Below are 26,814 nucleotides of genomic sequence, written 5' to 3'. Positions count from 1 at the left end.
CTTCACTCTGTCACGGTCGCAGCCGGGGCAGCGACTCAGCCGCGCGAGCGATAGGTCGCCCGGGCGCCCACGTGCTCTTTGTTGAGACGCTTGGACAGGTGCAGACCCTCGAGCACCAGCTCGACGGCCGAGGCGAGCACCGCTGGACCGGCGTCTTCTGCCGACGGCGGGTCGGTGGCCGCAGCAACCAGCGATTCCGCAGCCACAGCCAGCGCCTGGTTGCCGGCCAGCAGCTCCATGTAGGCCTCCGAGCCGAGGTCGTCGCCGGTGTGCACGACCTTCCCTTCGCCGAAGCTGGCAACCACGTCGCTCAACTCGTCAGGCGAGAAGCGGTTCTTGAAGACCTCCAAGACGGCCGCTCGCAGCATGGTCTCCACGATCTTGCCGTCGCGTCCCTCTTCCAACGACTCGATCTCAATCTTGCCGGCCGTCGAGCTCATGAGCGATTCCAGGTCGCTGACCCGGGGCACAACGTGGCGCTCGCCTCGCTGCAGCACTCGTCGAGTGGCGTTCGCCACCAGCGTCTCGGTGTTGGTGATCGTCATGCGTACCGACACGCCCGAACGCTGGTTGACGTGGCTGCTGGAACGAGCCACATGGCTGAATGTGGCCACGATCTCAGACATGAAGTCGGGCAGGGTGACGGTGATGCCGCCATCGAAGTCCGTCAGATCGAGAGGGCGCGCCTCGGCCGCCGCAATGTCCATCTCGGTGTCCACATCAAGGGGGTAGTGAGTGCGGATCTGCGCACCGAAGCGGTCCTTGAGCGGCGTGATGATGCGGCCCCGGTTCGTGTAGTCCTCAGGATTGGCCGTCGCCACCAGCAGCACATCCAGTGGCAGGCGGATCTTGTAGCCCCGGATCTGCACGTCGCGTTCTTCGAGCACGTTGAGCAGGCCCACCTGGATGCGTTCGGCAAGGTCGGGCAGTTCGTTGATGGCGAAGATGCCGCGGTTGGTGCGCGGCACCAGTCCGTAGTGCAGCGTCAGCTCGTCGGACAGGTATCGGCCCTCGGCCACCTTGATGGGATCGACCTCACCGATGAGGTCGGCGATCGAGGTGTCGGGAGTGGCCAACTTCTCGCCATAGCGGAGGTTGCGATGCGCCCACGCAATCGGCGTGTCGTCGCCGTGCTCGGCGACGAGGTCGCGGGCGTGACGGGAAACCGGGTTGTAGGGGTCGTCGAAGATCTCCGAGCCCTCGATGTAGGGCATCCACTCGTCCAGCAGGTTCACCAGCGAGCGGATCATGCGGGTCTTGGCTTGGCCCCGCTCGCCTAGGAAGACCACGTCGTGACCAGCCAGCATGGCGTTCTCGAGTTGGGGCAGCACCGTGTTCTCGTAACCCAGCACGCCCTCGAACAGCGGCTCGCCCGCTGCGACGGCCTTCGCGGCGTTCGCACGCATCTCGTCTTTGACCGGCCGGGAGACCCAACCGATCTTGCGCAGTTCGCCGAGCGTCGTGGGTTGGGTCATGGCGGGCAAACTAGTGGCCTGTCGTCGAAGGAGTGCTGCGAACGGCGGCGAAGTCGTCTGTAGAGGAGGCCTCGTATGTGACGCGGTTGGCTCGTGTCAACGCATCACGCTCTCGTGAGGAGCTTCAGCCCCACCTCGATTGCGCCACGGGCTGCATCGAACTCGTTGTTCCTGCGCCACTCCTCGAGCGCAGCGCCGGCCCTCTCACAAACGAGATCGCGCGCAGTCGAAGGCACTTTGCCGAGTGCAGTTGCGAGCAACAGCTCAGGTAGGAGCAGCACTTGCTCGCTGGGCTCGCCTTGTGCCTGGTCGATCAGAAACGCGACCGAATCACGTGCCGACTCGGGTTCGTTGGCATCGCCCTCCCACCAGAGTTCACCTGGGTGCATCCAACGCAGCAGTGCGCACACGATGATCGCGTCGAAGTAGGACCTCACGATGCGCCCCAAGTCAAACATGACCCAACGCGGGGCAACCGCTGATCGGCTTGCCAAGCGTGAATGGTTCACGACCGCACCGATCGCTCCGTACGCGGTCAGGCAATCCAGTTCTGCCCCGTACAAGGACCTTCCCCGCACATGCGACTGATGTTCGTCGCTTCTCGACATTCCCCAGAACACATGCGTCGGGTCAGGACCGTCGCCCTCGAGCGACAAGCGCGGCGACCAGTCATCATTAGCCGCTTGGTGCGTGTCGTGAAGACTCAAGAACTCCTGGCGATCAGACAGGAAGCGCCGAGCTGTGTCTGAGAGCGAACCCGTTTCGATGCCGGAACGGTCAAGCAACCGTCGCTCGTCCTGCAGCGGCGATAGCCACGTAAGGCAGCTCGTCCAGAGGCACCAGAGCCCGCCCGGTCGAAACTGATTCTGCAACGCGGTCCACTCTCGCGGTGACGAGGGACGGCTGTGAAGAACCAACGCGTCGACGCGATTGGGCCTCTTGAGCGTCCGGAGCTTCTCGGCGATGGTGGTCTTCAGGTTGCGTAAGGTGAGCCCAGTCACGGTTCCCCACGAGAACACCAAAGCAGACTTGTCCGTAGGCAATCGTTCCAGCGCTTCGGTGAGCTGCTCGTCGTCGCCCCTTGGATCAGACCCGCGAGATATGCCGACGATCGGCACAGACTCATCAACGCCGAGAGCGCTCACCACGACACGGAGGCGCTCTGACAAGTTGACGCTCCCGCCCCCCGCGAATTCAGGCAGCGGCGTATCAGCGATGTCGTTGTCGGCTGCAACCACAAGTCCGATGTCGCGACACCGAGGCAGTGCTTCTGGACCGGCTCTCGACAGTTGCTCACGTTGTGCCCCAACCGCAGCGGCGAGATCGTCTGCCGATGCAATGAGTTCGAAAATCGGACGCACTGGCAGCGGCGTACGCTTGCCCCGCGCCACCCTGCTGGCAGGATGCGGATTGGCTTCAATAGCGATTCCGCGCGTCTGATTGACCAACTCCCAGAATCCGTGGGCATTCTGGGCGTACCCGGTGTCGGGCATCACCAATTGCGCAGTCGGCAGCGTCATGGCACCGTAGTTCCGCGGGTCAATGGCGACGATCTGCGACTTCTCAGGACTGCGACACAGTTGGCACGTCGGGAGTGGTCCACCGCTCTCGGGCCGACCGAGTCCAAGCCATGTTGTGACCTCTACGTCGCCATCCGTTTTCGACTCGCCCGACTGATCTGGAGCGAGAGTGCGATCCACAAGAACATCAAGCGCACATCGAGAAATGTTGAGAGATTGGATCGCTCGCTCAAGCTCGTCGCACAGGAGCCGCCTAAGTGCGCCCGTCGAGCTGACAGACAGCAGGGCCAGCAGCCGATCGGTCGGTCCCCTCAATGCGGCTTCGACGGCGCGTCGGACCAGCGGTCGTCCCACCGGGTACTCCGGCACGACCGAAGTTGGCCCGAGTTCAAGGCTGAACTTCGCCATCAAGCTGTCGATCTGCAGCAGCAGCGGTGTCAACCCAGCAGTGTCAACAATTACGCCGACGCCGCCGCTCAGGTACGGCGTAAGCCAACACACGAGCGCAGATACGTCTTGCGGTGAGTGGAGCGCATCCGCCGCGCGTATGAATAGGTCCGTATGTTCGCCACTGGGCAGGCGGTAGTGGTATCGCTCCGGCGCCCAGATCGCGTTTCGGCGTTCCAGCAACGCGCTGAGTTCCAGCGCCCGCGCGCTATTGCAGACTGTCTCAAGCTGCTCTGAATCCTGTCTTGCCCAAACGAGGATCGGATCATCGCCAATGCGGTGCAGCAGCACTCCGATGCTCTTCACGGTCCGCGCAATCACTGGTTCGTCAGCGTCGACCCCATCGAGTCGGTCAAGCCAGCCAGAAATTGCCTCGCGGTGCCGTTCAACATCGTCGTAAGCAATCCAAGGCCAGCGAATGAGCAGGTAATCTGCAGAGGACACAAGGTGCAGGCGGTCTTGAATCCTCGCCGTCAGCCGTTCGCTGAGGGTCGTTGACCAGGCCTCAAGCCGACGTGATCGTTGGTAGAGGTCAACGAAGGTCAGGGCATCGCCCGACGCATCCGCTTCGATGGCGTCACCGGAATCATCCGATTCCATGGCTCGCTCGTCACGGCGATCTTCACCTTTAGGCCTGACGGCTGTCGGTGACTCATGCAATCCGTCGGCAGAATCGTCATCAACGTCGGCCCTCAGGTAAAGGCCTGCGACAGAGGTCACTGCCCGAACGCGCCGAGTCGGCGGCTCACTACGTCACTGCTTCAGCGAACGTGAGTTCTAGCTGGTGAGGATCGTCGTCGGGCGTTCTCCTGTCGAGCCCGAGCGATACCCACACGAGGGTTCCCCTGATGGGCAGATACGGCACAGTCGACACCTCAGGCACTTCGCCACCACTGTGCCAATCGAGCACTGTCGCAGAATCCGTTGAATCACCTTGAGTGACGATGCAAATGCGACTCGCTCCACCGACGCCTCGATCCCCGGCGCGGTATTCGCTGGCGATCTCCCGCACCAGGTTCAACCCGATTCCGCGTCCGCCTGTGCGCCGTGGCAAGCGACCCATGACGGCATCACGCACAGAGTCCTCGGCACTGCGCTTGCGATCTCCATAAAGATCGTTGACTCGCGACGGCAGCCCGACGCCGTTGTCGATGACCGAGAAGTGAAGGCGGTTGTAGCTCTCACGCCCGCCACCGAGCGTCGCGTAGACCTGCCCAAGAGAACAACCTGACCGATTGCGCCTCAGTGCTGCATGATCGGGCACATTCACGACGATCTGGTAGAAGACCTCCAGACAGTCGGCCAGAGTTCGCCTCATTTCGCTGCCCGGCTTGACGCCCAGTCGTCCACTTAGCCACCGCCCCGCAACGAGCGAGAGTTCGCGATGCAGACTTGACGCAGGTCGGTGATGTGGGTGGATGACGGACAACAAGTAGCGCTGGAACGCCGCACGTATGACCCACGATTCCTGCTCCAGGTCTCGGACACACACGAGCGCCTCACGAAGCATCTCGGAATCGTCAGGATGGAACGACTGCGCCCACGCGATCTTGGTGTCGTCCCATTCGCTTGGTACGCCGTCGAGCCACCGCACTGGCCCTCGGTTGGCCAATGCGTAAAAGAAGCCTCCACGGGCCAACTGGAGGTTCAGGCCGCGCGACGCAGGCAACCGGATCGTTACCGGCACATCGCGAAAACAACCGACGAGTAGATTCGCCAGCGCCATTACAGAAGGAATGTAGAGGCGCACCGCCGAAGGGTTGCCCAGATCCGGGCTGGCCTCTTCGGAGAGATCTAGGTGAAAAGTTTCACCCTTCTCCTGCGCCCAGCGAAGTTCGCGCGGGACCTCTGCTAGTTCAAGTGGATCCCACTTCGCGGCGAACGCAGCCAAACCGGCCTGCGCCATAGACGCTCCCTCCACCGGACCTGTATGAGGACGGTACCTTAGGCGGTCGCAGCTACCGCGGCAGACGTCGTCGTAGTGGCCGGTACCGTCGCGGCGTGAGCGTCGATTGGTCGCTGGACGGCGACTGGCTGGTGCGAGCCGCGGGGCACGGCGAATGGCGTACGGTGGCCGACCGCACGCTCGACGAGTCCGGCTGGCAGAAAACTGCCACTCCCGGCCGGTGGTGGCACGATCCCGGCCTCGGCGGTGAGAGCGCAGTTCTGTACCGGCGCCGCTTCGATCTGTCGCCAGATCTCGAGTCTCAGCTCGGCAGCGGTGCGAACCCCGATGAACGCTGGTGGTTCGTGGTGAACGGCTTGTGCGAGCTCGGCCACCTCTGGCTCGACGGCACGTATCTCGGCGACCTGAGCGGGCGCCACACCGAGCACGCATTCGAGATCACCGATCTGCTCACGCGTGACGGTGAGCACCTGGCTGCAGTGGAGGCCTCGCACGGCACGGTGCGGGTGCCCCAGAGCGCTGACGGGAACGTGCATATCCTCCGCACCGGTCCTGCTCGTATCGAACGGGTCCGGGCACTGGTGATCGAAGCCAGCTTCGACCGCGCGGTGCTGCGCGTCGCTGCCACCGTGGACAGCAGCGGCACCCACCACGGAGAGGTCACGACGACAGTGCTGCCCATTGACGACCCCGACGCCGGATGGTCCAAAGACCCCACGCGCCAAGTCGCAATGTTGGGCGATGGCCTGGCCCACTCTGAGCCTGTTCTGGCGCGTGGACGTAACGAGCTCGAGTGGCTGGTCGCGCTGGAGCGTCCGTCGCTGTGGTGGCCCGCCGGCATGGGAGATCAAGAGCAGTACTGCATCGACATCGACATCGCGATCGACGGACGCTCCAGCCATGCCGTCAGGCTCCCGACGGGGATCCGGACCGTGTCGATCCGGCGGGGCAGCGTGGCCGTGAACGGCGAGCCGCATCCCGCAGGGCTCGACGCGCTGGAGGTGGTCGAGCACGAATTGAGCCACCCCAGCGCCTACGAGGCTGCGAACGGTGATGGCAGGCTGCTGTGCCAGCACGTGACGCTCGACCCCAGCGTGTTCACAGGTGCTGAACGCGGACTGCGCGCGCTCGCTGCGAAGGCCGCCGCTGCCGCCGCCGACCACGCTGGCCACCATCCCAGCATCGCGGCTTGGCAGCCGGTGCAACCCTCCGGCGGGCGGCGCCGTGCACCGTGGATCCGCCCGTGGGCCGACCGCACCATACGCCACGCCATGCGTTCCGCTGATCCCACCCGCCCGCTGCGCTTTGGATCGGGCCCGTCGCGCCTCGCTGTGTCCCCAGCAGGGCGAACCTGGCGCGCTCGGCGGAGCCAGCCAACTCCAGCCCGCCGACAGTGAGCACTGCGCCAAGCGCGCAAGTACCGTACGGCGTCGGCGCGTCCGGCCAGCATGTCGCGCCCGACAACCTCAGCCGCGCTGACCGGCTGGCTGCACGCAATACTGGGTCGCCGCACCACGCCACCCCCAGGAGGAACACATGGCGCCGACTGCCACGCAGGCCGCCGGGTCTGTACCGGTGTTCAAGACCAAGCGCCCGCTGCCGTTCCCGCTGAACATCTACCAATCAGCCGTCGGCCGCAAGTGGGTGATGGCGTTGACGGGCATCGGGCTGCTGGGCTTCGTGATCGTCCACATGATCGGCAACTTGCACCTCTACGAGGGCCCCTCGCGGATGTACGAGTACGCCGAGACGCTGCGGGACCTCGGCGGCGGTCTGCTGCCCCGCACGCTGCTGCTGTGGATCATGCGAGTCGGGCTGCTGGCCATGTTCCTGGTGCACCTGCACTCGGCGTACACGTTGAAGGAACGCAGTCGGCTGGCCTCGGACCGTGCCGGCTTCGTGGGCGGCGCCAAGAAATACGAGTCCAAGCGTGACTACATCGCCGCCAACTACGCGTCGCGCACCATGCGCTGGACGGGTCCGATCGTGGGCCTGTATGTGCTGTTCCACCTAGCCGATCTCACGTGGGGTTGGTGGCTGGGTGATGCCTACGTGCGGGGCAACCCGTACCACAACGTGGTCGAATCGCTCTCGTCCATCCCCGTGGCGATCATCTACGTCGTGGCCAACCTGGCGCTGGCCATCCACATCTTCCACGGCACCTGGAGCATGTTCCAGAGCCTCGGCGTGAACAATCCGCGCTACAACGGTCTGCGCCGCAACCTGGCGACAGTGCTGGCCGGCGTGATCCTCGTCGGCAACATGTCGTTCCCGATTCTCGTCCAAGCGGGCCTCGTCGACGAGGACAACGCCAAGTGCAGCAGCGTCGATCTCGAGTGCTTGTCCGAAGAGGCGGAGGCACATTAGATGCAGCGCAGAAGCGGAGGCTCACTGAGATGGCATCTCCGGGGACCGCAGCAATCATGAATGGTTCAGCGAACGGCGTGCTTGACGCCCGGACGCCCGATGGTCCCATGGCCGACAAGTGGCAGAACCACAAGTTCTCCATGAAGCTGGTCAACCCGAACAACAAGCGCCGCTTCGAGATCATCGTGGTGGGCACCGGCCTGGCGGGCGCCTCAGCGGCAGCGTCGCTGTCTGAGCTGGGCTACCGGGTGAAGGCGTTCACCTTCCACGATTCGCCCCGCCGGGCGCACTCGATCGCTGCGCAGGGCGGCATCAACGCAGCAAAGAACTACACCAACGACGGCGACTCGGTTCACCGGCTCTTCTACGACACCGTCAAGGGCGGCGACTACCGCAGCCGCGAGGCGAACGTGCATCGCCTGGCCGAGGTGTCGCTGAACATCATCGACCAGTGCGCCGCTCAGGGCGTGCCGTTCGCACGCGAGTACGGCGGGCTGCTCGACAACCGCAGCTTCGGCGGCGCACAGGTCAGCCGCACGTTCTACGCCAGGGGCCAGACCGGCCAGCAGCTCCTTCTGGGCGCCTATCAGGCACTCGCCAAGCAGGTCGCGGCCGGTGCGGTCGAGCTCTACACCCGCAGCGAGATGCTGGATCTGGTGACCAAGGACGGGCGGGCCTGCGGCATCGTGACTCGCGACCTGGTCTCGGGAGAGATCGAGGCCCACTCCGCGCACGCTGTGGTGCTGGCGACCGGTGGCTACGGCAACGTCTACTACCTGTCCACCAACGCCATGGCGTGCAACGTCACCGCCGCGTGGCGGGCGCACCGGCGCGGGGCGTACTTCGCGAACGCCTGCTACACGCAGATCCATCCCACCTGCATCCCGGCCAGCGACGAGTTCCAGTCGAAGCTGACGCTGATGTCGGAGTCGCTGCGCAACGACGGCCGCATCTGGGTGCCCTCCACGATGGACGACGCTCGCTCACCCGACCAGATCCCCGAGTCCGAGCGCGACTACTACCTCGAGCGCAAGTACCCGGCCTTCGGGAATCTGGTGCCGCGCGACGTGGCGAGTCGCAATGCGAAGACCGTCGTGGACCAGGGCAAGGGTGTCGGGCCGAGGCGCAACGGCGTCTATCTCGATTTCGCCGAGGTCATAGCCCGCGAGGGCAAGGCGGCGGTGGCGGCGAAGTACGGGAACCTCATCGACATGTACGAGCGCATCACCGGGGAGAACCCCTACGAGGGACCCATGCGCATCTACCCGGCCACGCACTACACGATGGGCGGTCTGTGGGTCGACTACCACCTCATGACCACGGTTCCGGGCTGTTACTCCATCGGCGAGGCCAACTTCTCCGACCACGGGGCGAACCGGCTCGGTGCCTCGGCGCTGATGCAGGGCCTGGCCGACGGCTACTTCGTGCTGCCCTACACCATCGGCGACGACCTGGCTGGGAGGCTCGGCGAGCCGGTGGTGCCACTGGACGACCCGGTGTTCACCCAGGCGGTTGCCGGGGTCACCGATGCCACGCAGCGGTTCCTGTCGATCGGCGGCACCCGCTCGGTGGACTGGTTCCACCGGGAGCTGGGCAAGATCGTGTGGGACTACATCGGCATGGAACGCACCCGGGAAGGCTTGGAGAAGGCCCTGTCGGAGATTCCGGCGCTCGAGGCCGAATTCTGGGCGGACCTGCGGGTACCGGGATCGGGCGCAACCTTGAATTCGGGCTTGGAGAAGGCCGGCCGGGTCGCTGACTTCTTCGAGCTGGCCAAGCTGATGGCCCGCGACGCGCTCGTGCGCGAGGAGAGCTGCGGCGGGCACTTCCGGGCCGAACACCAGACCCCCGAAGGCGAGGCGCAGCGCGATGACGAGAACTTCGCGCACGTCGCTGCGTGGGAATGGAACGGGCCCGACGAAACGCAGACCCGTCACACCGAGGAGCTGGACTTCGAAGTGGTGGCGCTGACACAGCGGAGCTACAAGTGAGCGGGACAAACAGCCAGTCCGGCCAGCAGAGCCACGGCGGCACTCTGGACCTCAAGTTGCGCATTTGGCGGCAGGACGGGCCAGACGCAGCAGGTCGGTTCGAGGCCTTCGACGCACCAGACGTCAGCGAGGACATGTCGTTCCTGGAGCTGCTCGACATCATCAACGAGCGGCTCATCGACGAGGGCGGGGTGCCGATCGAGTTCGACCACGACTGCCGTGAGGGCATCTGCGGCACATGCAGCCTGATGATCAACGGCCGGGCGCATGGTCACGAGGCCGCCACCACGACGTGCCAGCTGCACATGCGGAAGTTCGCCGACGGCGATGTCATCACCGTAGAGCCATTCCGGGCGAAAGCGTTCCCGGTGGTGCGTGACCTCGTGGTCGACCGCAGTGCCTTCGACCGCATCATCGAGGCGGGCGGCTATATCTCTGTCAACACCGGCGCAGCCGGCGACGCCAACCTCACCCCCGTTCCCAAGGAGGCCTCGGACACATCGTTCGACGCTGCGGCATGCATTGGTTGCGGCGCCTGTGTGGCCGCGTGCCCCAACTCGGCGGCGCAGCTGTTCACCTCAGCGAAGCTGGCACATCTCAACCTGATTCCCCAGGGTCAGCCTCAGCGATGGGAACGCACCGAGGCCATGGTGGAGACGATGGAGCAGTTCTTCGGCTCGTGTACCAACCACGGCGAGTGCACCGAGGCCTGCCCCAAGGAGATCAGCCTCGACTTCATCGCATTCATGAACCGCGACTACGTCAAGGCCAAGATCAAGAACCGCAAGCTGGCCGGCCAGAGCTGAGCCGAGCCCGACGGTCAGGCGCAACGTGCCGCGGTGACTAGCGTGCCGCTTTCGTGAACCGAGTTCGCCGCCCCGCATCTCCGAGTACGACCACAAAGCGTCACAGTCGGCGCTCCAAGCGGACAGCCTCCGCAGCCGTGGCGCTGGCTGCCGCGCTGGCCGTCGTCGCGCCAGCGGCACCGTCAGCGGCGGCGGAGCCGGCACCGAATCTGACGCGTTACGGGCCCAACCTGACACTTGTCGTAGCCAGTTGCCCGGGGCCAGCCGACAACGCAGTCGCCGAGGCACTGGCGCATCACGGCCGCAACGCCGCGAAGGTGTGCATTGATCCAAGCGGCATGTCGCCCGAGACCGCCGCCCTCATTGCCGAGTTTGCACCGGACCGCATATTCGTCGTGGGCGGCGAGATCGCTGTGTCGGCGGCGGCAATGGACCAGCTGCGCGCAGCTGCGCGCGCGGCATATCGCTGGAGCGTGGTCGAGCGCCTCGGCGGTGCCACCCGGATCGAGACCGCAGCGTTGGCCGCTCGCGTGGCTCTTGAACGCCCTGGAGTCGTCGGGCTGGACACGGCCACCCTGATCATCGCAAATGGCTGGAACAGCGCTGACGTCCGCACCGCAGCAGACGTGGCCGCCCAGACTGCCGACGCAGCTGTTGCATTCGTGTCGCCCCGCACGATCGCTGACGGCTTGCCGGTCGCGACCGCCTCGCTGTTCGCCGACTACCGCCCCGCACGTGTCGTGATCGTGGGCCCCGCCGACGACGTGGGCTCGGCCTCCGAAACCGCAATCGAGGCAACGCTGGCTGCCATCGGATTGTCGATTGAGATCGAACGGATCGTCGAAGCCGGCGAGCCGTTCGCAACAATCCCCGAGGCCTCCCCGTCAGATGAAGCGGCACGCCAGATCTTCACTGCCATCGGGCAAGGGGCAGCGCGCAGCGCTCCCGAGAGCGAGTCGTCGTTGCCGGTCTTGGCCACGAGCAAGGCTCGCGGCTCCGCAGGCGAAGGCGAGCGCCTGTGGTCCTTGCGCGCTGACGGTTCGGAGCGCCGACTGCACTCGGAAGGCCATCGAGGCTGGGCATGGCAACCAAGCGACGGTCGTTTGAGTTGGTCCAACGCCGACGGTCAGCTGAGGATCGCTGCGCTCGCCGGTGACGAGCGAGTGCTCTTCGAGACTGGCGGGTATCCGGCATGGTCGCCCGACGGCCGCCACGTCGTCGCCTTCAGGTTCGTCGACATCAATGGCGACGGCCGCACCAATCGCATCGAAGCGCACGTCGCCGCGGCCGACGGCAGCGGGCTCCGACGTCTCGGCTACGTCGACTACCGCACCTTCCTGTTCTCAGACCTGCCGCTGTCAAGCTGGTCGCCCGACGGACAGCGCCTTGCGTTCGTCGAGCAGACGACGGATCCCGCGACGGGGGTCACGACATCTCACGCCCGGATCGCGTCCCTCGATGCAAGCGTGCCCGACATCGCCCTCGGCCAGGACGTCACGTTCTTGACCTGGTCGCCCGACGGCAGCCACTTCGCCTATGCCACGCCGAGCGATTGCGACGGCAACGAGCGGAACGAGAGCCAGAACCTGTGGATCGCTCGGGCCGATGGCAGCGACGCCCGCGACCTGGGCTTCATCGACCGCATCCAATGGCGCCTCCTGTATCTGTGGTCGCCCGACGGCACCCACCTCGCGTATGAGTCGCTTGACCCGACGGACTGCTCGATGCGGCTGCAGGTGCAGACCGCAAACGGCGACACCCCCGTACTCGAGCTGCCGGACGGCAGCCGGTTCATGGGTTGGTCGCCCAACAGCACTCACCTCGCGTACGGCCTCACGATCGGCACCCCCGGCAAGGGCGTCCCGTTGCGGGAGCACGCCTGGGTGGTGCGGCGTGACGGGAGCGACCTGCGCGAGCTGGGCGAAGTCCGGTCGAACGTGAACGGATCGGTGCTCTGGTCGCGCGACGGCAGCCATCTGGCGTACACCCAGGTGCTGCGCGATGCAGACGGCGATGTCATCGGCACCCGGCCTGTGGTCGAGCGGACCGACGGCATCGGCGGTGCAGCGGTCATCGAAGGCAACGGCAATGTCCTCGGGTGGTCGCCGGCGGACGACCGCCTGGCCTACGTCGCGCACTACGACGAAGACGGCGACGGCGAAATCGACCGCCGTGCACTTCGAGTGCACCCCGCGGGTTCGCTGGGTGCTGAACTCACGCTCGTCTACGAGTTGCCCGACATCACGCTCGGAGCGCGTTGGTCGCCCGACGGCGCCTACATCGGCTATGTGTCAGGCCCGACGGAGCTGATCTTGGACTGGTTCATCAACCGGCGGCGCGGCGCGAATGCCTGGGTCGTGGCAACCGAGGCGCCGCGTTGGACCCACCGCGTGGTTACCGATATCGCCTGGGGCGCCTGGCAACCTCGATAGGCGGTCGCAGTGCGCCAGCGACCGAGCGATAGCGTCTCGCACTCATGAAGCTTCTACGTGCTGACAGGTGCCCTCGCACGGTGCCCCCTCGACAGAGCAGGTGGCGCGCGCGAGCCGCCTCAGCAGCAATCGCGTTCGCAGCCCTGCTGGGTTCCGTCGCGCTGGCGTCGCCGGCAGCGGCGCAGGAACAGCCATCGAATCTGGTGCGCCACGGACCCAACCTGACGCTTGTCCTGGCGGACTGCACGAGCCCGGCCGACACGGCGATTGCCGTGGCGCTGTCCCGCCATGTGCGCCATGGCGCCGCAGCGTGCCTCGATGCAGACGGCGTGCCGGCCGAACTCGCCGATCTCATCGCTGACTTCGCGCCCGACCGGGTGCTGGTCATCGGCGGAGAAGAGGCGGTGGCACCAGCAGTGATGGACGAACTGTCCGCGTTGGCGCGCTCGGCCTTCCGGTGGGCCGTGATCCAGCGGCTGGGCGGGGAAACTCGCGTTGAGACCGCTGCTGTGGCTGCTCGCGTCGCGCTGGACACACCCGACCGCGTGGGCTTGGACACGATCACGCTGATCGTCGCCGACGGCTGGAACGACGCCCACATCAACACTGCAAGAGAATTTGCCGCAACCGTCGACGATGCCGCCATCGTGTACTTCTCGCCTGTAGAGATCGCCGATGGCTTTCCGAAGGCGACGGCATCGCTGATCGCCGACTACCGATCCGCGAGGGTTGTCTTCGCGGGACCTGCGGACGAAGTCGGCCTCGCCGCAGAGGCAGCGGCCGCCGCGGTGCTGAGTGACATCGGGTTGCGCATCACCATTGAGCGTGTGGCTCTGGCGGGGGCCACGCCCTCGGTGGGCTCAGATGCGGCCATGCTCACCGGCACTGCGCGTGAGACGTTCAAGGCCATCAGTGCTGGCGACAGCGTCCCCACCAGCGCCGACGCCGGTGAGGAGCTGCCCTTGCTGGCACTCACCCAGGCATCGGGCATCCGGGGTGTTGGCTCAACGTTGTGGACGGTCCGGTCCGATGGCACCGATCGCAGCTTCCGTACCGACGACCACGACGGCTGGGAATGGCATCCCAGCGACGGGCGGCTGGCATGGGCCACCCCCGACAAACAGGTGTTTGCCGCGGAACCAGACGGCGAACCACGACTGCTCGCCGAAGAGGGAGTCTGGCCGCTGTGGTCGCCTGATGGCAGCCGCGTGATCGTGTTTGTCTTGGATGACGTCGATGGCGACGGCTGGACCGACCGCGCCGAGGCCTTCATGAGCAACGCCGACGGAGCGCAGCGACGCAGCCTCGGCTTCGTCGATCTGCGCACGTGGTACTACGCGGACCTCCAGGGCGGCATGTGGTCACCCGACGGGACGCACATCGCGTACGTCACCGGGGACGTCGACCCCGAGACATTGGAGGTGGTCGGCAACGTGCGCATCGAGTCGGCCGATGACAGCACACCCGCCGTCACGCTGGCCGACGACGGCATCATCCTGCGCTGGGCGCCTGACGGCAGGCACCTCCTCTATGCCACGCCGCACGACTGCGACGGCGACGACTCCGACGACAGCTGGAACCTGTGGGTCGCGGCTGCTGACGGAAGCAATCCACGCCAGATCAGCACCATCGATTTCCGGGCATGGAGCGTGGTCATCATCAATCCGTGGTCGCCAGACGGCTCGCACATCGCCTACAAGTCGGTCGATCCGCAGGACTGCTCGACGGAGTTGCACGTCAGCACTGTCGATGACGACAGCGACGGCGACGGCGAGCCGGTGAACATCGCTGCCGACGTGAAGTTCCTGGGGTGGTCACCCGACAGCACGTACCTCGAATACGGGGCCGAGACGGACCGCTTGGTAACCGACTACCTGCTGCCCGAGCAGTCGTGGGTCGCCCATCGTGACGGGGGCTCGAAGCGGTACATCGGCGAGCTTGCCCCGTCTGCCTTCGGCTGGATCCTGTGGTCGGACGACGGCACACGTATCGCCTACACCGAGCTGCTGCGCGATGCCGACGGCAATGAGGCCGGCCTTCGTGCCCGCACTGAGCGGACCGACGGCTCGGTTGAATCGACGACCCTGGCAGAGCTCGGCAATTCCTTGAGCTGGTCCGGTGACGGCCGTCTCGCCTACGTGGCTGGTCACGATGACGACGGCGACGGTGTGCCCGACCGGGAGACCCTGCTCCTGCATCATCCGGACTCCGCGGACGACGATGTCCAGCTCGTACACGCCTTGCCCGCACCGACCCGGAACGCGATCTGGTCGCCGGACGGAAGCCAGCTCATCTATGCGTCGGGTTCGGTTGACTCGCTCATCGGCTGGTTCCGAGACCGGGGTCGCGGGGTCGACGCGTGGGACGTGGCAACCAGCGAACCACGTTGGACGTATCGCCTGATCACCGATGTCACCTGGGGCGAGTGGCAGCCCGAAACGAGTCCCGAATAGGGCCCGCTGCTACGGCGCGGCTGATTCGAGGCGGAAGACGGTGCCGGCTGCGCTGAGCACATAGAGTTCGCCGTCGGCGTCCTCGCCGAAGGACACCAGCGTGTTGCGCGGCACGGACACGCCCAGGTCGACCCGTTCGGGTACGCCGCCGAGTCCCCGTACCAGGCCCCACACCGCCCCCGTGCAGTAGTCGCCGAACACATAGGTGCCCCAGAGGGCCCCGATGGCACTCCCCCGGTAGACGTAGCCGCCGGTCACCGAGCAGCCTTCGTCGTGGGTGTAGGTGTACACGGGGAAGACGAGATCGCCCGGCGTGTCGGTGCTGGATCCGTTCTCGCTGAATTGATCGTTGCCCTCGAACAGCGGCCAGCCCAGGTTGGCTCCCGGTGACCATCGGTCCTCGGCTGGCAGCACGTGGATTTCCTCGAAGCGGTCCTGGCCGACGTCGCCGATCCACAGGTCGCCGCTGTCGCGATCGAACGAGAACCGCCATGGGTTGCGCGCGCCGTAGGCCCACACCTCGGGCGCTCCCCCGCTGGTGGCGAACGGGTTGCGGTCACCAATGCCGTAACCCCTCCCTGAGGCAGGGTTCGGATCGATGCGCACGATGGTGCCGAGCAGCGTGTTTCGATCCTGGCCGTGCCCGAAGATGTCATTCGCGCTGCCGCCGTCGCCGAAGCCGATCCACAGCTGCCCGTCGGGTCCAAATGTCAGGTGGCCGCCGTTGTGGTTGCATGCCGGCTGGTCGAGCGCCAGCAATACCCGGCGGCGATCGGTCTGGGGGATCTCGCCCTCCATCGGAACCACAGCGATCCGGCTGTTGCGGGCCGGGTCGGTGTAGCTGAGATACAGCTGCGAGCCGTCAGGGGCGAACGCCATGCCCAAGAGCCCGTTCTCGCAGCCTTGACTGATTCTCGTGCCGATGTCGGCCACCTGCTGCGGGGCCGCGCTGCCGTCGGACGGGTCCAGCAGCCACACCTGCCCGGTCAGCGTGGCCACGTAGCGCTGATCCGTGCCGGGCCTCGCAATCAACGCAATGGGTGCAGCAATCTCGGCGACGGGCACCAGTTCGAACCGGGTCTCAGCCAGGGACCGCGTTGTCGGAGTGGTGTTGGTCGGAGCGTTCACAGAAGCACTCGGTGCTGTGCCGGTCGCTGCAGGCGCCGTGCCGGTCACTGCCGGTGCAGTACTGGTAGCCGGCACCGTGCGCAATGCAGGAGGCGCCGTTACCGCAACGCTCGGGTCGCCTGCGACATCCGGCTGCTGCTGATCGGCCGAGCCGCCAGGATCGTCCGCTCCGGAGCCGCACGCTGCGGCCAGAAGCACCGTCACCGCAACCATCGCTGCTGCACGCACCGGCCTCACGGCCGCGACGGTAGCGACGCCGTCCGCTTAGCCTCACGCCGAGACGCATCGAGTCGTGAACGAGGCGGAATTCGGATGAGCGCGACGAGCAGTGTGATGAGCTGGGCAGCCTTCGCCGAGGCCTGCGAAGAGCTGGCCGGGCGGGTGCAGGAGCGTTTCGAGAATCACCAACACGTCGTGATGGCGACCATCCGCCGCGATGGCTCGCCCCGCATGTCGGGCATGGAAGCGCCAATACGTGACGGGCATCTGTGGCTGGGCATGGAGCAGACCTCGGCAAAGGCCGCCGACTTGCGACGCGACCCGCGCCTCGGCCTGCATTCGACGCCCGATGACGAGGACTTGGCGGCAGGAGATGCGCGTATCGAGGGCAGCGCTGTGCCGGCGGACACCGAACAGCTCGAAGTCTTCGTGCGCGGGCATCACCACGAGATCGATGACTCGGTCCGCTTGGCGCTCTTCACCATCAACATCGCCCGAGTGGTGCTGGTACGCGTTGAGGACAGGCACCTGGTGCTCGAGACCTGGACGCCGGATGGTGGCCTGACCGAACGCCGGATCGGTTAGGCCGGTTCAGTTAGGCCACTTCAGCTAGGCCAGTCCTGTCTCGGGGCAGGTTCGCTCGCGGTCTTCGCCGCAGACGGGCCACTTGCAGCGACGCGTAGAGTTCTGCCGAGGAGGCAGTTCATGGGTGACTGGTGGCAGGCTCTGACCGGCGATCTGCAGATCTTCTATGCGATCGCCTTCATCGCCAGCTTCTTCCTGCTGTTGCAGATCGCGCTGCTGACATTCGGCATCGGAACTGACGTCGATTTCGACGTTGGCGACGAGGACCCGGGTAGCGGGTTCCTGTCGGTGCGGACGCTGACCGCGTTCTCGTTTGCGTTCGGCTGGACGGGCGTCCTCATGAAGCAGGCAGACCGCTCCACAGCTCTGTCGGTGGGCGTCGCCGTCGCCGCCGGCTTCACAGTGTTCATTGCCGTGGGCTTGCTATGGCGCTCATTCGCGAAGCTCGGCGAGAGCGGCTCGATCGACTACCAGTCCGCCGTGGGCGCACACGGCACCGTCTATCTCACGGTTGCCGCGAACCGTGCCAAGCCAGGCAAAGTCGAAGTGATGGTGCAGGGACGACTGCGGGTCATCAACGCCCTGACAGAGTCCGAAGACAGCCTGCCGGCGCAGACTGCCATCACCGTCATCGGCCTCGTCGACCCATCGACTGTTCTCGTAGCGCCTCACTAGCCTGACCTTGCCCACCAAGCAGACATAGAGGTAGCTATGGCCGTCATCGCACTCGCAAGTGGCCTGTTCGCCATCCTGCTGATCGCCGTGCTGTGGATCTCATCGCGCTTCAAGCGCTGTCCATCCGACCGGATCCTCGTGATCTATGGACGCGTCGGAGGCGAAGGCGAGTCGGCGAAGTGCCTGCATGGCGGCGGCAGAATGGTGTGGCCAATCCTGCAGGGCTGGTCCTTCTTGGACCTCACGCCGATTCCCATCGAGATCAAGCTGCAAGGCGCTCTCTCGCAGCAAAACATTCGGGTCAACACGCCAGCCACGTTCACGGTCGGGATCTCCACCGAGCCAGGCGTCATGCAGAATGCCGCCGAGCGGCTGCTCGGTCTGTCCCTGCTGGAAATCGAGAACCTGGCCCGCGACATCATCTTCGGTCAGATGCGGGTGGTGATCGCCACCATGCCGATCGAACAGATCAACACCGACCGCGAGCAGCTCATCGTCAACATCACCGAATCGCTCGAGCTCGAACTGCGCAAGGTCGGGCTGCGCCTCATCAACGTCAACATCCAGGACATCACCGACGAGTCGGGATACATCGACGCTTTGGGTCGCGAAGCCGCAGCCCGCGCCATCAGCGAGGCCAAGGTCAAGGTGGCCGAGCAGGAGCGCGACGGCGACATCGGCGCCGCAGAGGCGCAACGCGAGCAGCGCATCCGCGTGGCGCAGGCCAACGCCACCGCGACCGAAGGCGAGAACGAATCGTACGTTGTGATTGCTCAATCGGCCGGCGAGCGGCGCCAGTTGGAAGCAGAAGCCGAGCGCGCCGCCAACGCCGCTGAGCGCGTCAGCCAGGCACAAGCCGCACAGGAGTCGTTCACGGCTGAGGCTGAGGCCGAGCGGGTGCGAGCAGAGCGCGACAAGGCCGCACAGGACGCCGACATCGTGGTGCCGGCTCAGGTGGAACGCGAGCGGGTGCGCACGCTTGCCGAGGCCGAGGCCGACCGGATCAGGCTGGTGAAGGCCGGTGAGGCCGACGGTCAGCGGCTGCTCATGGAGGCTGAGGCGATGGGCTTGCTGGCATTGCTCAGCCGGCGCGCCGAAGGCTTCGGTGCCCTCGTTGCTGCCTGCGGCGGTGCGGCGCCACAAGCAGCGCTGCTGATGATTGCCGAGCAGCTGCCGAACCTCGTGGCCGAGCAGGTGAAAGCCATCTCGAACCTCAAGATCGACAAGATCACCGTGTGGGACTCGGGCTCGGGTGGCGACGGGCAAGCCGGCACGACGGCCAACTTCGTGTCAGGCCTGGTGGGTGCGCTGCCGCCGCTGCATGAGGTGGCGAGCCAGGCAGGCATCAAGCTGCCGCAGTTCCTTGGCGAGCTCGAGGACGAAGGGGCGCTCGATCGTCTGCGCGAGCTGGCCGACCGGCTCCGGGATGACTCAGACGAAGACGCAAACGACGAGGGCGCTGAGTAGTACGTCGTTGCCCGTTGACCGTTGCCGGCCGGGAACGGGCGGCTCAGTGAGCGAGAGCGTCAGTTTCGGGCAGGCGGCGCTCGTGGAACTCGACCGGTGGCGTGCGGGACGCGCGGTTGCGCTTCATCCGCAGGTTGAGCGCTTCGACCAACACTGCGAATCCCATGGCGAAGTAGATGTAGCCCTTGGGAATGTGGAAGTCGGCGCCCTCGGCCACGAGTGACATGCCGATGAGCAGCAGGAAGCTGAGCGCCAGCATCTTGACGGTGGGATGCCGGCTCACGAATCGCATCACCGGACCCGAGGACCACAGCATCACCCCGACGGCGATGACGACGGCTGCGATCATCACGCCGACACGGTCGGACATGCCGACGGCAGTGATGACCGAGTCGAGGCTGAACACGAGGTCGAGCAGCAGGATCTGAACGATCACCCGGGCGAACGACGCTGCTGCGCTGCCCTCAGGGCCGTGTCCGTTGTCGCCTTCGAGCTTGTGGTGGATCTCGAAGGTGGACTTGCCAAGCAGGAACAACCCGCCGCCCAGCAGGATCAGGTCGCGCCCCGAGAGCTCGTGGCCGAACACCGAGAACAGTGGCGTCGTCAGCCGGACAATCCATGAGATGCCCAGCAACAGCAGCACCCGCATCCCCATCGCCAGCGACAGGCCCACGACCCGCGCCCGGTCGGCCTGCTGACCGCCCAGCCGGCCGGCGAGAATCGAGATGAAGATCACGTTGTCGATGCCGAGCACGACTTCGAGCATCGTCAGCGTGACCAGCGAAATCCAGATTTCAGGATTCGACACCCACTCCACGGGCGCACACGCTAGAGCGATGGCGCGACACACCCGTCACGTTCAGCGTGTGCGAGGCGGGTGGCGACGCTGCGGGATGGCGCGGCAGTGGCCTCGGTGCCCTGCTGCGAGCCCGCAGCGCTGTCCGGTCGAGCGCACCAGCAAGGGGCATCGATCCCACTTCGCCCCGAGCTCGACGTTCGCGGTGGCGCCCGAACGGTCATCGCTGTCTTCGACCCGAAGAAACGGATCATCGGCAATCTGACCGAGGAGTTGACGTGCGGATTGGGGGTCACCCATCGTCGAGGACATGACGTCGTACATGTCGAATATGTGGTCGGCGTCGTAGGCCCGCAGTCGCGGACCGACGCGACGGCTCCGTGCGATGCCAGCTTCAGTCAGGCGACGAAGAGCGTCCGCGCAGCGCCGCTGCGAGAAACCGGTTTCCGCTGCAAGAAGTTCTGGGGTCAACGAGGGTTGCGACGCCAGCAGGTTGACTGCAGCCAGAGCTGCCGAGCGCCCGGTGCGCTGCCCGACACGCTCGCGCCAACGGTCCTGCAGGCGTGAAACGGCATTCGCATAGAAACTCGCCGCTTCGCAGGACTGGTTCACCGCCGTGGCGACCACTTCGAGCAACGGGATCACGGCTGCGGATCTGTGCACGTCATCGGGCGCTCCGACGTAGCTCTGATATGCAGCGAGCGATCGCAGATAGGCATCACGGTTCTGCGACAGGGCCAAGCTGACGGGCGGCATGAACCCCTCCGAAACGCACCGATGCTTCAACGCGGCGTACAGGAGCGCCCGGCCCGCACGGCCATTGCCATCGCCGAACGGATGAATCGTCTCGAATTGAGCGTGGGCCACCACTGCCTGGAGAACTGGCGAATGATCGCCAGTTCGGAGGTAGGAGACCAGATCTTCCATGAGCGGCCGACACTCATCGGGCGGCGGCGGCACGAAGTCGCCATCGAGCGGATGCCAGTCATTGCCCCCGATCCAGTTCTGTGTCGTCTTCAACACGCCGCCGAGTCCCGGATTCGGCGACGAATCCATCAATACGCGATGGGCAACGCAGAGCAGTTCGACCGTCAATGCTGCCGGCTGGGCCAGGATGCGCAGAGCTTCAGACGTTGCTTCGATGTTGCCGATCGCCTCGCCGACGCTGCCCCGACGATGAGGTGGGGACGGGGACGCCTCGGCGATCAGCGCGTGCACGACCCGACGGGCTTGTGGTGTCACTCCCTCGATACGCGACGAGCCGAGTGACTCCGCCCAGAAGAACATGGCGACCGAAGCTGAATCGGGTGAAAGCACTGAAGCCGTCGCAACCAGTCGGCGCTCGGCATCAGCAACAAATGCCGCAACATCGGCTGGCAGCAGTGGATGCCAGCCGATCAGCCGGTGAGGTACATAGGCGAGAAATGTGCCCAGCCGCCGGTCGACAGCCCGTGGCGCCGCCGGATTTCCCGGCCAGGACTCGGTGCGAAGGAAACCCATGATGGTGACCCTCTTCCGCTGATGGGTGTGCCGCTTACCGCGCCAGTTCTCATCGCATTTGACGCGTAAACGATCTTACCGTGTCAAATGCAACACCTGCATGATGCAGCAACGGTGCTTGCCGCCGCGGGTCGCATTCATTCGTCGCTCCGATGCTCAACGGAAGCTTGGGTGGCCCACCAGGCGTGGAGGCGGCGGCGGACCTCGTCGTCGCCCAGCTCGCCTTCAGTCCGGCGCAGCTCCAGCAGGAACTTCATGGCCTGGCCCACCTCGGGCCCGGGTGCCAAGCCCAGGAGGGCCATCACCTCGTCGCCGTTCATCTCGGGACGCACCTCGGCGGCCGCCTGTTGCCGGGCCAGCCGGGAGATGCGAACCTCGAATCGGTCGAGCGCATCGTGCAGCGCCTGGATTCGCTTCACATTGCGCGATGTGCAGTCGCTGCGCACCATGTCGTTCAGGTCGCCCAGCAACAGTCCGGCGTCACGGGCGTAGCGCCGCACCGCCGCATCGGTCCAACCGGTGTCGTACCCCTTGAAGCGGCCCGACAGGTGCACCAGCCGAGCCACCTCGTCGGTGAGCTCGCGGCTGTAACCCATCTGCGGCATGCGGCGGCGAGTCATCTTGGCGCCCACGGCCTCATGGTTGCGGAATGTCACACCACCGTGGGAGAACGAGCGCGTCAGCGGCTTGCCGATGTCGTGAAAGAGCGCCCCGAGGCGCACTCGCAGCCGCGGCGGGCTCTGGGCCACGACGGCGATCGTGTGCGCCAGCACGTCCTTGTGGAGGTGGATCGGGTCCTGCTCGAGCGCCAGCGCCGGCAGCTCGGGCAGGTGCTGATCGGCCCAGCCGCTTTCGACCAGCTCCCACAAGCCCTGGCGCGGATCGTCGACCACCAGGACGCTGTTGAGTTCGTCGCACCGCAGCACGGCACCGTCGTCGAAGTCCAGCTCGTCGAGAGCGAGTTCGTCGACGCTGTCTCGGTCGTCAGCGCCCGGCTCGCTGTGCGGCGCGCGGTGCGGGGTGCTCATCCCCCCATGATGCAGTGCGGCGAGCGTCCGTCCAACCATGTTTTCCGGGGGTTTTGCCGTCTCGCCTCGCGCACGCTTGCGCGATACCGGGATCGCGCCCGCGACGGGTCTATGTTCGACAAACGGGTCGGTTCGGACAACATCAAGGAGCAGCGTGGCAGCGTCGTTCGTTCACCTGCACACCCACACCGAGTACTCCCTGCTCGACGGCGCGGCGCGCATCAACGAAGTCGTGGCTGCAGCGGCGGCCGACGGCCAGCCGGCGCTCGGCATCACCGACCACGGAAACATGTACGGAGTCCTGGACTTCTACCGGTCAGCCAAGTCGGCGGGCATCAAGCCGATCATCGGCACCGAGGCCTACATGGCGCTCGACAGCCGCCACGAACGGCCCAGCCGAAACCGGGCCAAGAACAGCAAGGTCGACGACTCGGGCGACGACGGCGGGGGCGAGAAGCTCTACTACCACCTGACGCTGCTGGCCCACAGTGACGCCGGCTACCGCAACCTGCTCAAGCTGGCCAGCCGGGCCTTCCTCGAGGGCTACTACTACAAGCCCCGGATGGACTGGGAAATGTTCGCCGAGCACGCCGACGGCCTGATCGCCACCACTGGATGCCTCGGCAGCGTCACCCAGCAGGCACTGCTTGCCGGCGACTACGACGAGGCCCTCCGCCGTGCCGGCCGCCTGCAGGACATCTTCGGGCGCGACTCGCTCTATGTCGAGTTGCAGGACCACGGCATCGACGCCCAGCGCGACTGCAACCCGCAGCTGCTGCAGATCGCCCACGACCTCGGGGCGCCGTTGCTGGCAACCAACGACCTGCACTACACCCACCAGGACGATGCGCTGGCCCACGATGCGCTGCTGTGCGTGCAGACCGGGGCGCTGCGCAGCGATCCGGACCGCTTCAAATTCCACGGCGACCAGCACTATCTCAAGTCCGCAACCGAAATGCGGGCGCTGTTCGGCGAACATCCCGAAGCCTGCGACAACACGCTGGCGATCGCCGAGCGCGCCGAGGTGAACATCGAGTTCGGGCGGATGCTGCTGCCGCATTTCGAAGTGCCCGCCCCGCACGCCGATGCCGACACCTACCTCGCACACCTGGCGTTCGAAGGAGCAAAGCGGCGCTGGGGCACCAAGGTGGCGCAGAGCACCGCCGAGCGCATCGCGTACGAGCTCAAGGTCATCTCCGACATGGGCTTCAGCACCTACTTCCTGATTACCTGGGATCTCATCCGCCATGCCCGAGACAGCGGCATCCGGGTGGGGCCCGGCCGTGGTTCAGCTGCCGGCTGCGCCGTTGCCTACTGCTTGGGCATCACCGATCTCGACCCGATCCACTACGGCCTGCTGTTCGAGCGATTCCTGAACCCGGCCCGCATCTCGATGCCCGACATCGACATCGATTTCGACGATCGCTACCGCGACGAGATGATCGGCTACACGGCCCAGAAGTACGGCCATGACCACGTGGCGCAGATCATCACTTTCTCCACCATCAAGGCACGGGCGGCGGTGCGCGACGCCGCTCGGGTGCTCGGCAAGCCCTACTCGGTGGGCGACCGCATCTCCAAGGCCATGCCGCCGCTGATCATGGGCCGCGACACCCCGCTGGGGGCCTGCCTCGAACGCGATGACAAGCACGCCGACGGCTATGCAGCAGCGGCCGAGCTTCGCACCATGTACACGCACGACGACGAGGTGCGTGAGGTGATCGATGTGGCCCGCGGGCTCGAGGGCCTCATCCGGCAGGACTCGGTCCATGCCGCTGCCGTGGTGATCAGCCCCGAGCCGCTCACCACGTACCTGCCGATCCAGCGCAAACCCGAGGCGGGGACCGACCCCGACGATGCGCCCATCGTCACCCAGTTCGACATGGGCGGCGTGGAAGATCTCGGCCTGTTGAAGATGGACTTCCTGGGGCTGCGGACCCTGTCGATCATCGACGAGACCGTGCGGCTGGTCGAGCGCACCGCCGGTGAGCGGCTCGACATCGACTCGGTGCCCCTCGACGACCCCGCCACGTTCGAACTGCTGCGAGCGGGCGACACGATGGGCGTCTTCCAGCTGGAGTCCACACCGGTGCGGTCGCTGCTGCGGTCGATGCAGCCGACCCAATTCGAGGACATCTGCGCACTGGTGGCGCTGTACCGGCCCGGTCCCATGGCAGCCGACATGCACAACGACTACGCCCACCGCAAGAACGGCCGCCAGCCCGCCGCGCCGCCGCATCCCGACCTCGCCGAGCTGCTGGGTGAGACCTACGGGCTGATGATCTATCAAGAGTCGATGATGCGGGTGGCTCAGGACATCGCCGGCTACTCAATGGCCGACGCCGATGACCTGCGCAAGGCGTGCGGCAAGAAGAACCGCGAGCAGATTGCCGAGCACCGCACCAAGTTCGAGGAAGGCAGCGTGGCCAAGGGCTACACGGCCGACCTCGGCAAGCAGTTGTTCGACATCATCGAACCGTTTGCCGACTACGCCTTCAACAAGAGCCACGCGTTCGCGTACGGGCTCATCGCCTACCAAACGGCGTACTTGAGGGCCAACTTCCGCACCGAGTTCCTGGCCGCCGTGCTGACGGGTTCCAAGCGCAACATCGACAAGGCGGGCGTGTACCTGGCCGACTGCCGCCAGCACGACATCGAAGTGCTCGTGCCCGACATCAACCGCTCTGAGATGGACTTTGCGGCTGTCGGGCAGACGATTCCGTTCGGGCTGTCGGCGGTGCGCAACGTGGGCGAAAAGGTGGCCCAGCCGATCATCGCGGAGCGAACTGCCAACGGCCCGTTTGCCGACTTCAACGACTTCTGCGAGCGGATGCCGCGCGAGGTGCTGAACCGCCGGTTCGTGGAGTCGCTCATCAAAGCCGGCGCATTCGAGACATGCGGCCACACCAGGGCCGGACTGCTCGGCGTGTTCGACCGCGTCATCGAAGCCGCCTTGCGGCGGCGCACCGAGGCTGATTCGGGACTGCAGTCGATGTTCGGCGGCGCGGACGCCGGTGGCGTCGAATTCGACGACCGCATCGAGGTGCCCGACATCGAAGCCTCCGAACGCGACACGCTGGCGTGGGAGAAGGAACTGCTCGGGCTGTACGTGTCGAATCATCCGCTGCACGGCGGCGAGGCGCAGCTGCGGCGTTCGGTGGACTGCCCGGTGACCGGGCTCGGAGAGCTGCCGCCCAACCCTGACGGGGGGCAGCAATGGGTGACGCTTGGCGGCGTGGTGCAGAGCCTGCAGCGTCGCTACACGCGCAACGGTGAGCCGATGGCCCGCTTCATGCTGGAGGACCTGTCCGGATCGGTGGAGGTGACGCTGTTCCCCAAGGGCTTCGCTGCCGCTGGCGATGTGCTTGCCGAGGACGCTGTCGTGCTGGTGCGCGGCCGCCCGGATCGTCGCGGCGAAGGTGAGACGACATTCCTCGCGAACGAGGTGGAGCACTTAGAGCTCCGCAAGGGACCGGTGCCCCTGTGGCTGAACGTGGAGCGCGTCGACATTGACGAACACTGGCTGGAATCGTTCGAGCGGATGCTTTCGGAATCCCCCGGCGACCAGCCCGTGCACATACGCGTCGGCGACTCGGTGGTGAAGCTGCCGGAATCGCGTTGGGTGGATGCGAACACCCTGGCTGGACCAATGCGCGAGCTGCTCGGCGCCGACGCCGTACGGACGTGAAAATTCCGCTGCCGAGCGCGTACCGCAGCCCCTAGCCTTGCCCGGTGGCTGCACGCGCGGCCGGACCACCGACCGCGGCGCCGACTGCGGATCAGCCCACCCAGGAGTGCTCATGAGCGACGGCGATACGCGAAAGGTCGACGAGAAGTCGCTCCGGGACCCGGCAAGGATGATGGTCCCGTTCGCGAAGTTCAGGAGCTTCGAGCTCGCCGACAAGCTCTGGGTGCTCGGCGGCTTGCTGTTCCTGATCGTCGTGATCAACATCGTGTTCTCCACCGGCAGCGGGGGCTAGCCGCAGCCCCATGTCGCCTGCCCGATGAGGCTGGTCCAG

At 65.8% G+C, this 26,814-nt stretch carries 18 protein-coding genes; 11 read left to right on the top strand and 7 right to left on the bottom strand.

The genetic code is table 11. The features are described 5' to 3' along the window. Positions 1 to 35: 35 nt before the first annotated feature. From ACOOHB_RS16715 to ACOOHB_RS16705, 3 genes are all read right to left on the bottom strand, one after another. Positions 36 to 1,475 carry a sigma 54-interacting transcriptional regulator gene (locus ACOOHB_RS16715; RefSeq protein WP_420445936.1) on the bottom strand — a complete coding sequence of 480 codons (1,440 nt, stop codon included), beginning with the start codon at positions 1,473 to 1,475 and terminating at the stop codon, positions 36 to 38. Positions 1,476 to 1,579: 104 nt separating this feature from the next. Beyond that, complete coding sequence (locus ACOOHB_RS16710; protein ID WP_420445935.1) at positions 1,580 to 4,042, bottom strand: hypothetical protein; 2,463 nt, start codon at positions 4,040 to 4,042, stop codon at positions 1,580 to 1,582. A 148-nt stretch (positions 4,043 to 4,190) separates the two neighbouring features. Then, complete coding sequence (locus ACOOHB_RS16705; RefSeq protein ID WP_420445934.1) at positions 4,191 to 5,348, bottom strand: ATP-binding protein; 1,158 nt, start codon at positions 5,346 to 5,348, stop codon at positions 4,191 to 4,193. A gap of 95 nt (positions 5,349 to 5,443) precedes the next feature. On the opposite strand from ACOOHB_RS16705, the gene ACOOHB_RS16700 reads away from it, so the two are divergent. The 6 genes from ACOOHB_RS16700 (at position 5,444) to ACOOHB_RS16675 (ending at position 15,397) form a co-directional block, all read left to right on the top strand. Further along, a complete protein-coding gene (locus ACOOHB_RS16700; RefSeq protein ID WP_420445933.1) occupies positions 5,444 to 6,745 on the top strand; it encodes a hypothetical protein in 1,302 nt (433 codons plus the stop codon). 139 nt (positions 6,746 to 6,884) lie between these two features. Further along, positions 6,885 to 7,715 (top strand): succinate dehydrogenase cytochrome b subunit, encoded by an 831-nt coding sequence (locus ACOOHB_RS16695; protein WP_420445932.1) that lies wholly within the window; start codon positions 6,885 to 6,887, stop codon positions 7,713 to 7,715. A gap of 29 nt (positions 7,716 to 7,744) precedes the next feature. Continuing rightward, on the top strand, positions 7,745 to 9,706 hold the full coding sequence (locus ACOOHB_RS16690) for a fumarate reductase/succinate dehydrogenase flavoprotein subunit (protein ID WP_420445931.1): 1,962 nt from the start codon (positions 7,745 to 7,747) through the stop codon (positions 9,704 to 9,706). 44 nt (positions 9,707 to 9,750) lie between these two features. After that, complete coding sequence (locus tag ACOOHB_RS16685; protein WP_420446927.1) at positions 9,751 to 10,512, top strand: succinate dehydrogenase/fumarate reductase iron-sulfur subunit; 762 nt, start codon at positions 9,751 to 9,753, stop codon at positions 10,510 to 10,512. A 137-nt stretch (positions 10,513 to 10,649) separates the two neighbouring features. Beyond that, positions 10,650 to 12,944 (top strand): hypothetical protein, encoded by a 2,295-nt coding sequence (locus tag ACOOHB_RS16680; protein ID WP_420445930.1) that lies wholly within the window; start codon positions 10,650 to 10,652, stop codon positions 12,942 to 12,944. A 44-nt stretch (positions 12,945 to 12,988) separates the two neighbouring features. Next, entirely contained in the window at positions 12,989 to 15,397 is a 2,409-nt protein-coding gene (locus ACOOHB_RS16675; protein WP_420445929.1) for a hypothetical protein, read from the top strand. A gap of 9 nt (positions 15,398 to 15,406) precedes the next feature. Here ACOOHB_RS16675 and ACOOHB_RS16670 read toward each other — a convergent pair whose 3' ends face one another. Beyond that, the gene (locus tag ACOOHB_RS16670) at positions 15,407 to 16,762 is read right to left on the bottom strand and encodes a PQQ-dependent sugar dehydrogenase (RefSeq protein ID WP_420445928.1); all 1,356 of its coding nucleotides are present in this window, start codon (positions 16,760 to 16,762) and stop codon (positions 15,407 to 15,409) included. A 75-nt stretch (positions 16,763 to 16,837) separates the two neighbouring features. Here ACOOHB_RS16670 and ACOOHB_RS16665 point away from each other — a divergent pair, with 75 nt between their 5' ends. The 3 genes from ACOOHB_RS16665 (at position 16,838) to ACOOHB_RS16655 (ending at position 19,471) form a co-directional block, all read left to right on the top strand. Beyond that, entirely contained in the window at positions 16,838 to 17,329 is a 492-nt protein-coding gene (locus tag ACOOHB_RS16665; RefSeq protein WP_420445927.1) for a pyridoxamine 5'-phosphate oxidase family protein, read from the top strand. 120 nt (positions 17,330 to 17,449) lie between these two features. Further along, positions 17,450 to 18,004 carry a hypothetical protein gene (locus tag ACOOHB_RS16660; RefSeq protein ID WP_420445926.1) on the top strand — a complete coding sequence of 185 codons (555 nt, stop codon included), beginning with the start codon at positions 17,450 to 17,452 and terminating at the stop codon, positions 18,002 to 18,004. A gap of 36 nt (positions 18,005 to 18,040) precedes the next feature. Continuing rightward, a complete protein-coding gene (locus ACOOHB_RS16655; protein WP_420445925.1) occupies positions 18,041 to 19,471 on the top strand; it encodes a flotillin family protein in 1,431 nt (476 codons plus the stop codon). 43 nt (positions 19,472 to 19,514) lie between these two features. Here ACOOHB_RS16655 and ACOOHB_RS16650 read toward each other — a convergent pair whose 3' ends face one another. From ACOOHB_RS16650 to ACOOHB_RS16640, 3 genes are all read right to left on the bottom strand, one after another. Beyond that, positions 19,515 to 20,288 carry a TerC family protein gene (locus ACOOHB_RS16650; RefSeq protein ID WP_420445924.1) on the bottom strand — a complete coding sequence of 258 codons (774 nt, stop codon included), beginning with the start codon at positions 20,286 to 20,288 and terminating at the stop codon, positions 19,515 to 19,517. A 42-nt stretch (positions 20,289 to 20,330) separates the two neighbouring features. Then, on the bottom strand, positions 20,331 to 21,767 hold the full coding sequence (locus ACOOHB_RS16645; protein ID WP_420445923.1) for a Fic family protein: 1,437 nt from the start codon (positions 21,765 to 21,767) through the stop codon (positions 20,331 to 20,333). 137 nt (positions 21,768 to 21,904) lie between these two features. Continuing rightward, the gene (locus ACOOHB_RS16640) at positions 21,905 to 22,795 is read right to left on the bottom strand and encodes an HDIG domain-containing metalloprotein (RefSeq protein WP_420445922.1); all 891 of its coding nucleotides are present in this window, start codon (positions 22,793 to 22,795) and stop codon (positions 21,905 to 21,907) included. Positions 22,796 to 22,949: 154 nt separating this feature from the next. Between ACOOHB_RS16640 and dnaE the strand changes: the two genes are divergently transcribed. Then, complete coding sequence (gene dnaE / locus ACOOHB_RS16635; protein ID WP_420445921.1) at positions 22,950 to 26,483, top strand: DNA polymerase III subunit alpha; 3,534 nt, start codon at positions 22,950 to 22,952, stop codon at positions 26,481 to 26,483. 112 nt (positions 26,484 to 26,595) lie between these two features. Further along, positions 26,596 to 26,775, top strand: coding sequence for a hypothetical protein (locus tag ACOOHB_RS16630; RefSeq protein ID WP_420445920.1), 180 nt, complete (start codon positions 26,596 to 26,598; stop codon positions 26,773 to 26,775). Positions 26,776 to 26,814: the final 39 nt, after the last annotated feature.

Origin of the sequence: Candidatus Poriferisodalis sp., assembly GCF_965215815.1 — a bacterium.
Classification (GTDB): Bacteria; Actinomycetota; Acidimicrobiia; order Acidimicrobiales; family Poriferisodalaceae; genus Poriferisodalis.
The sequence above is the reverse complement of the archived record's forward strand: the minus strand, read 5'-3'. Positions and strand labels throughout refer to the sequence as shown.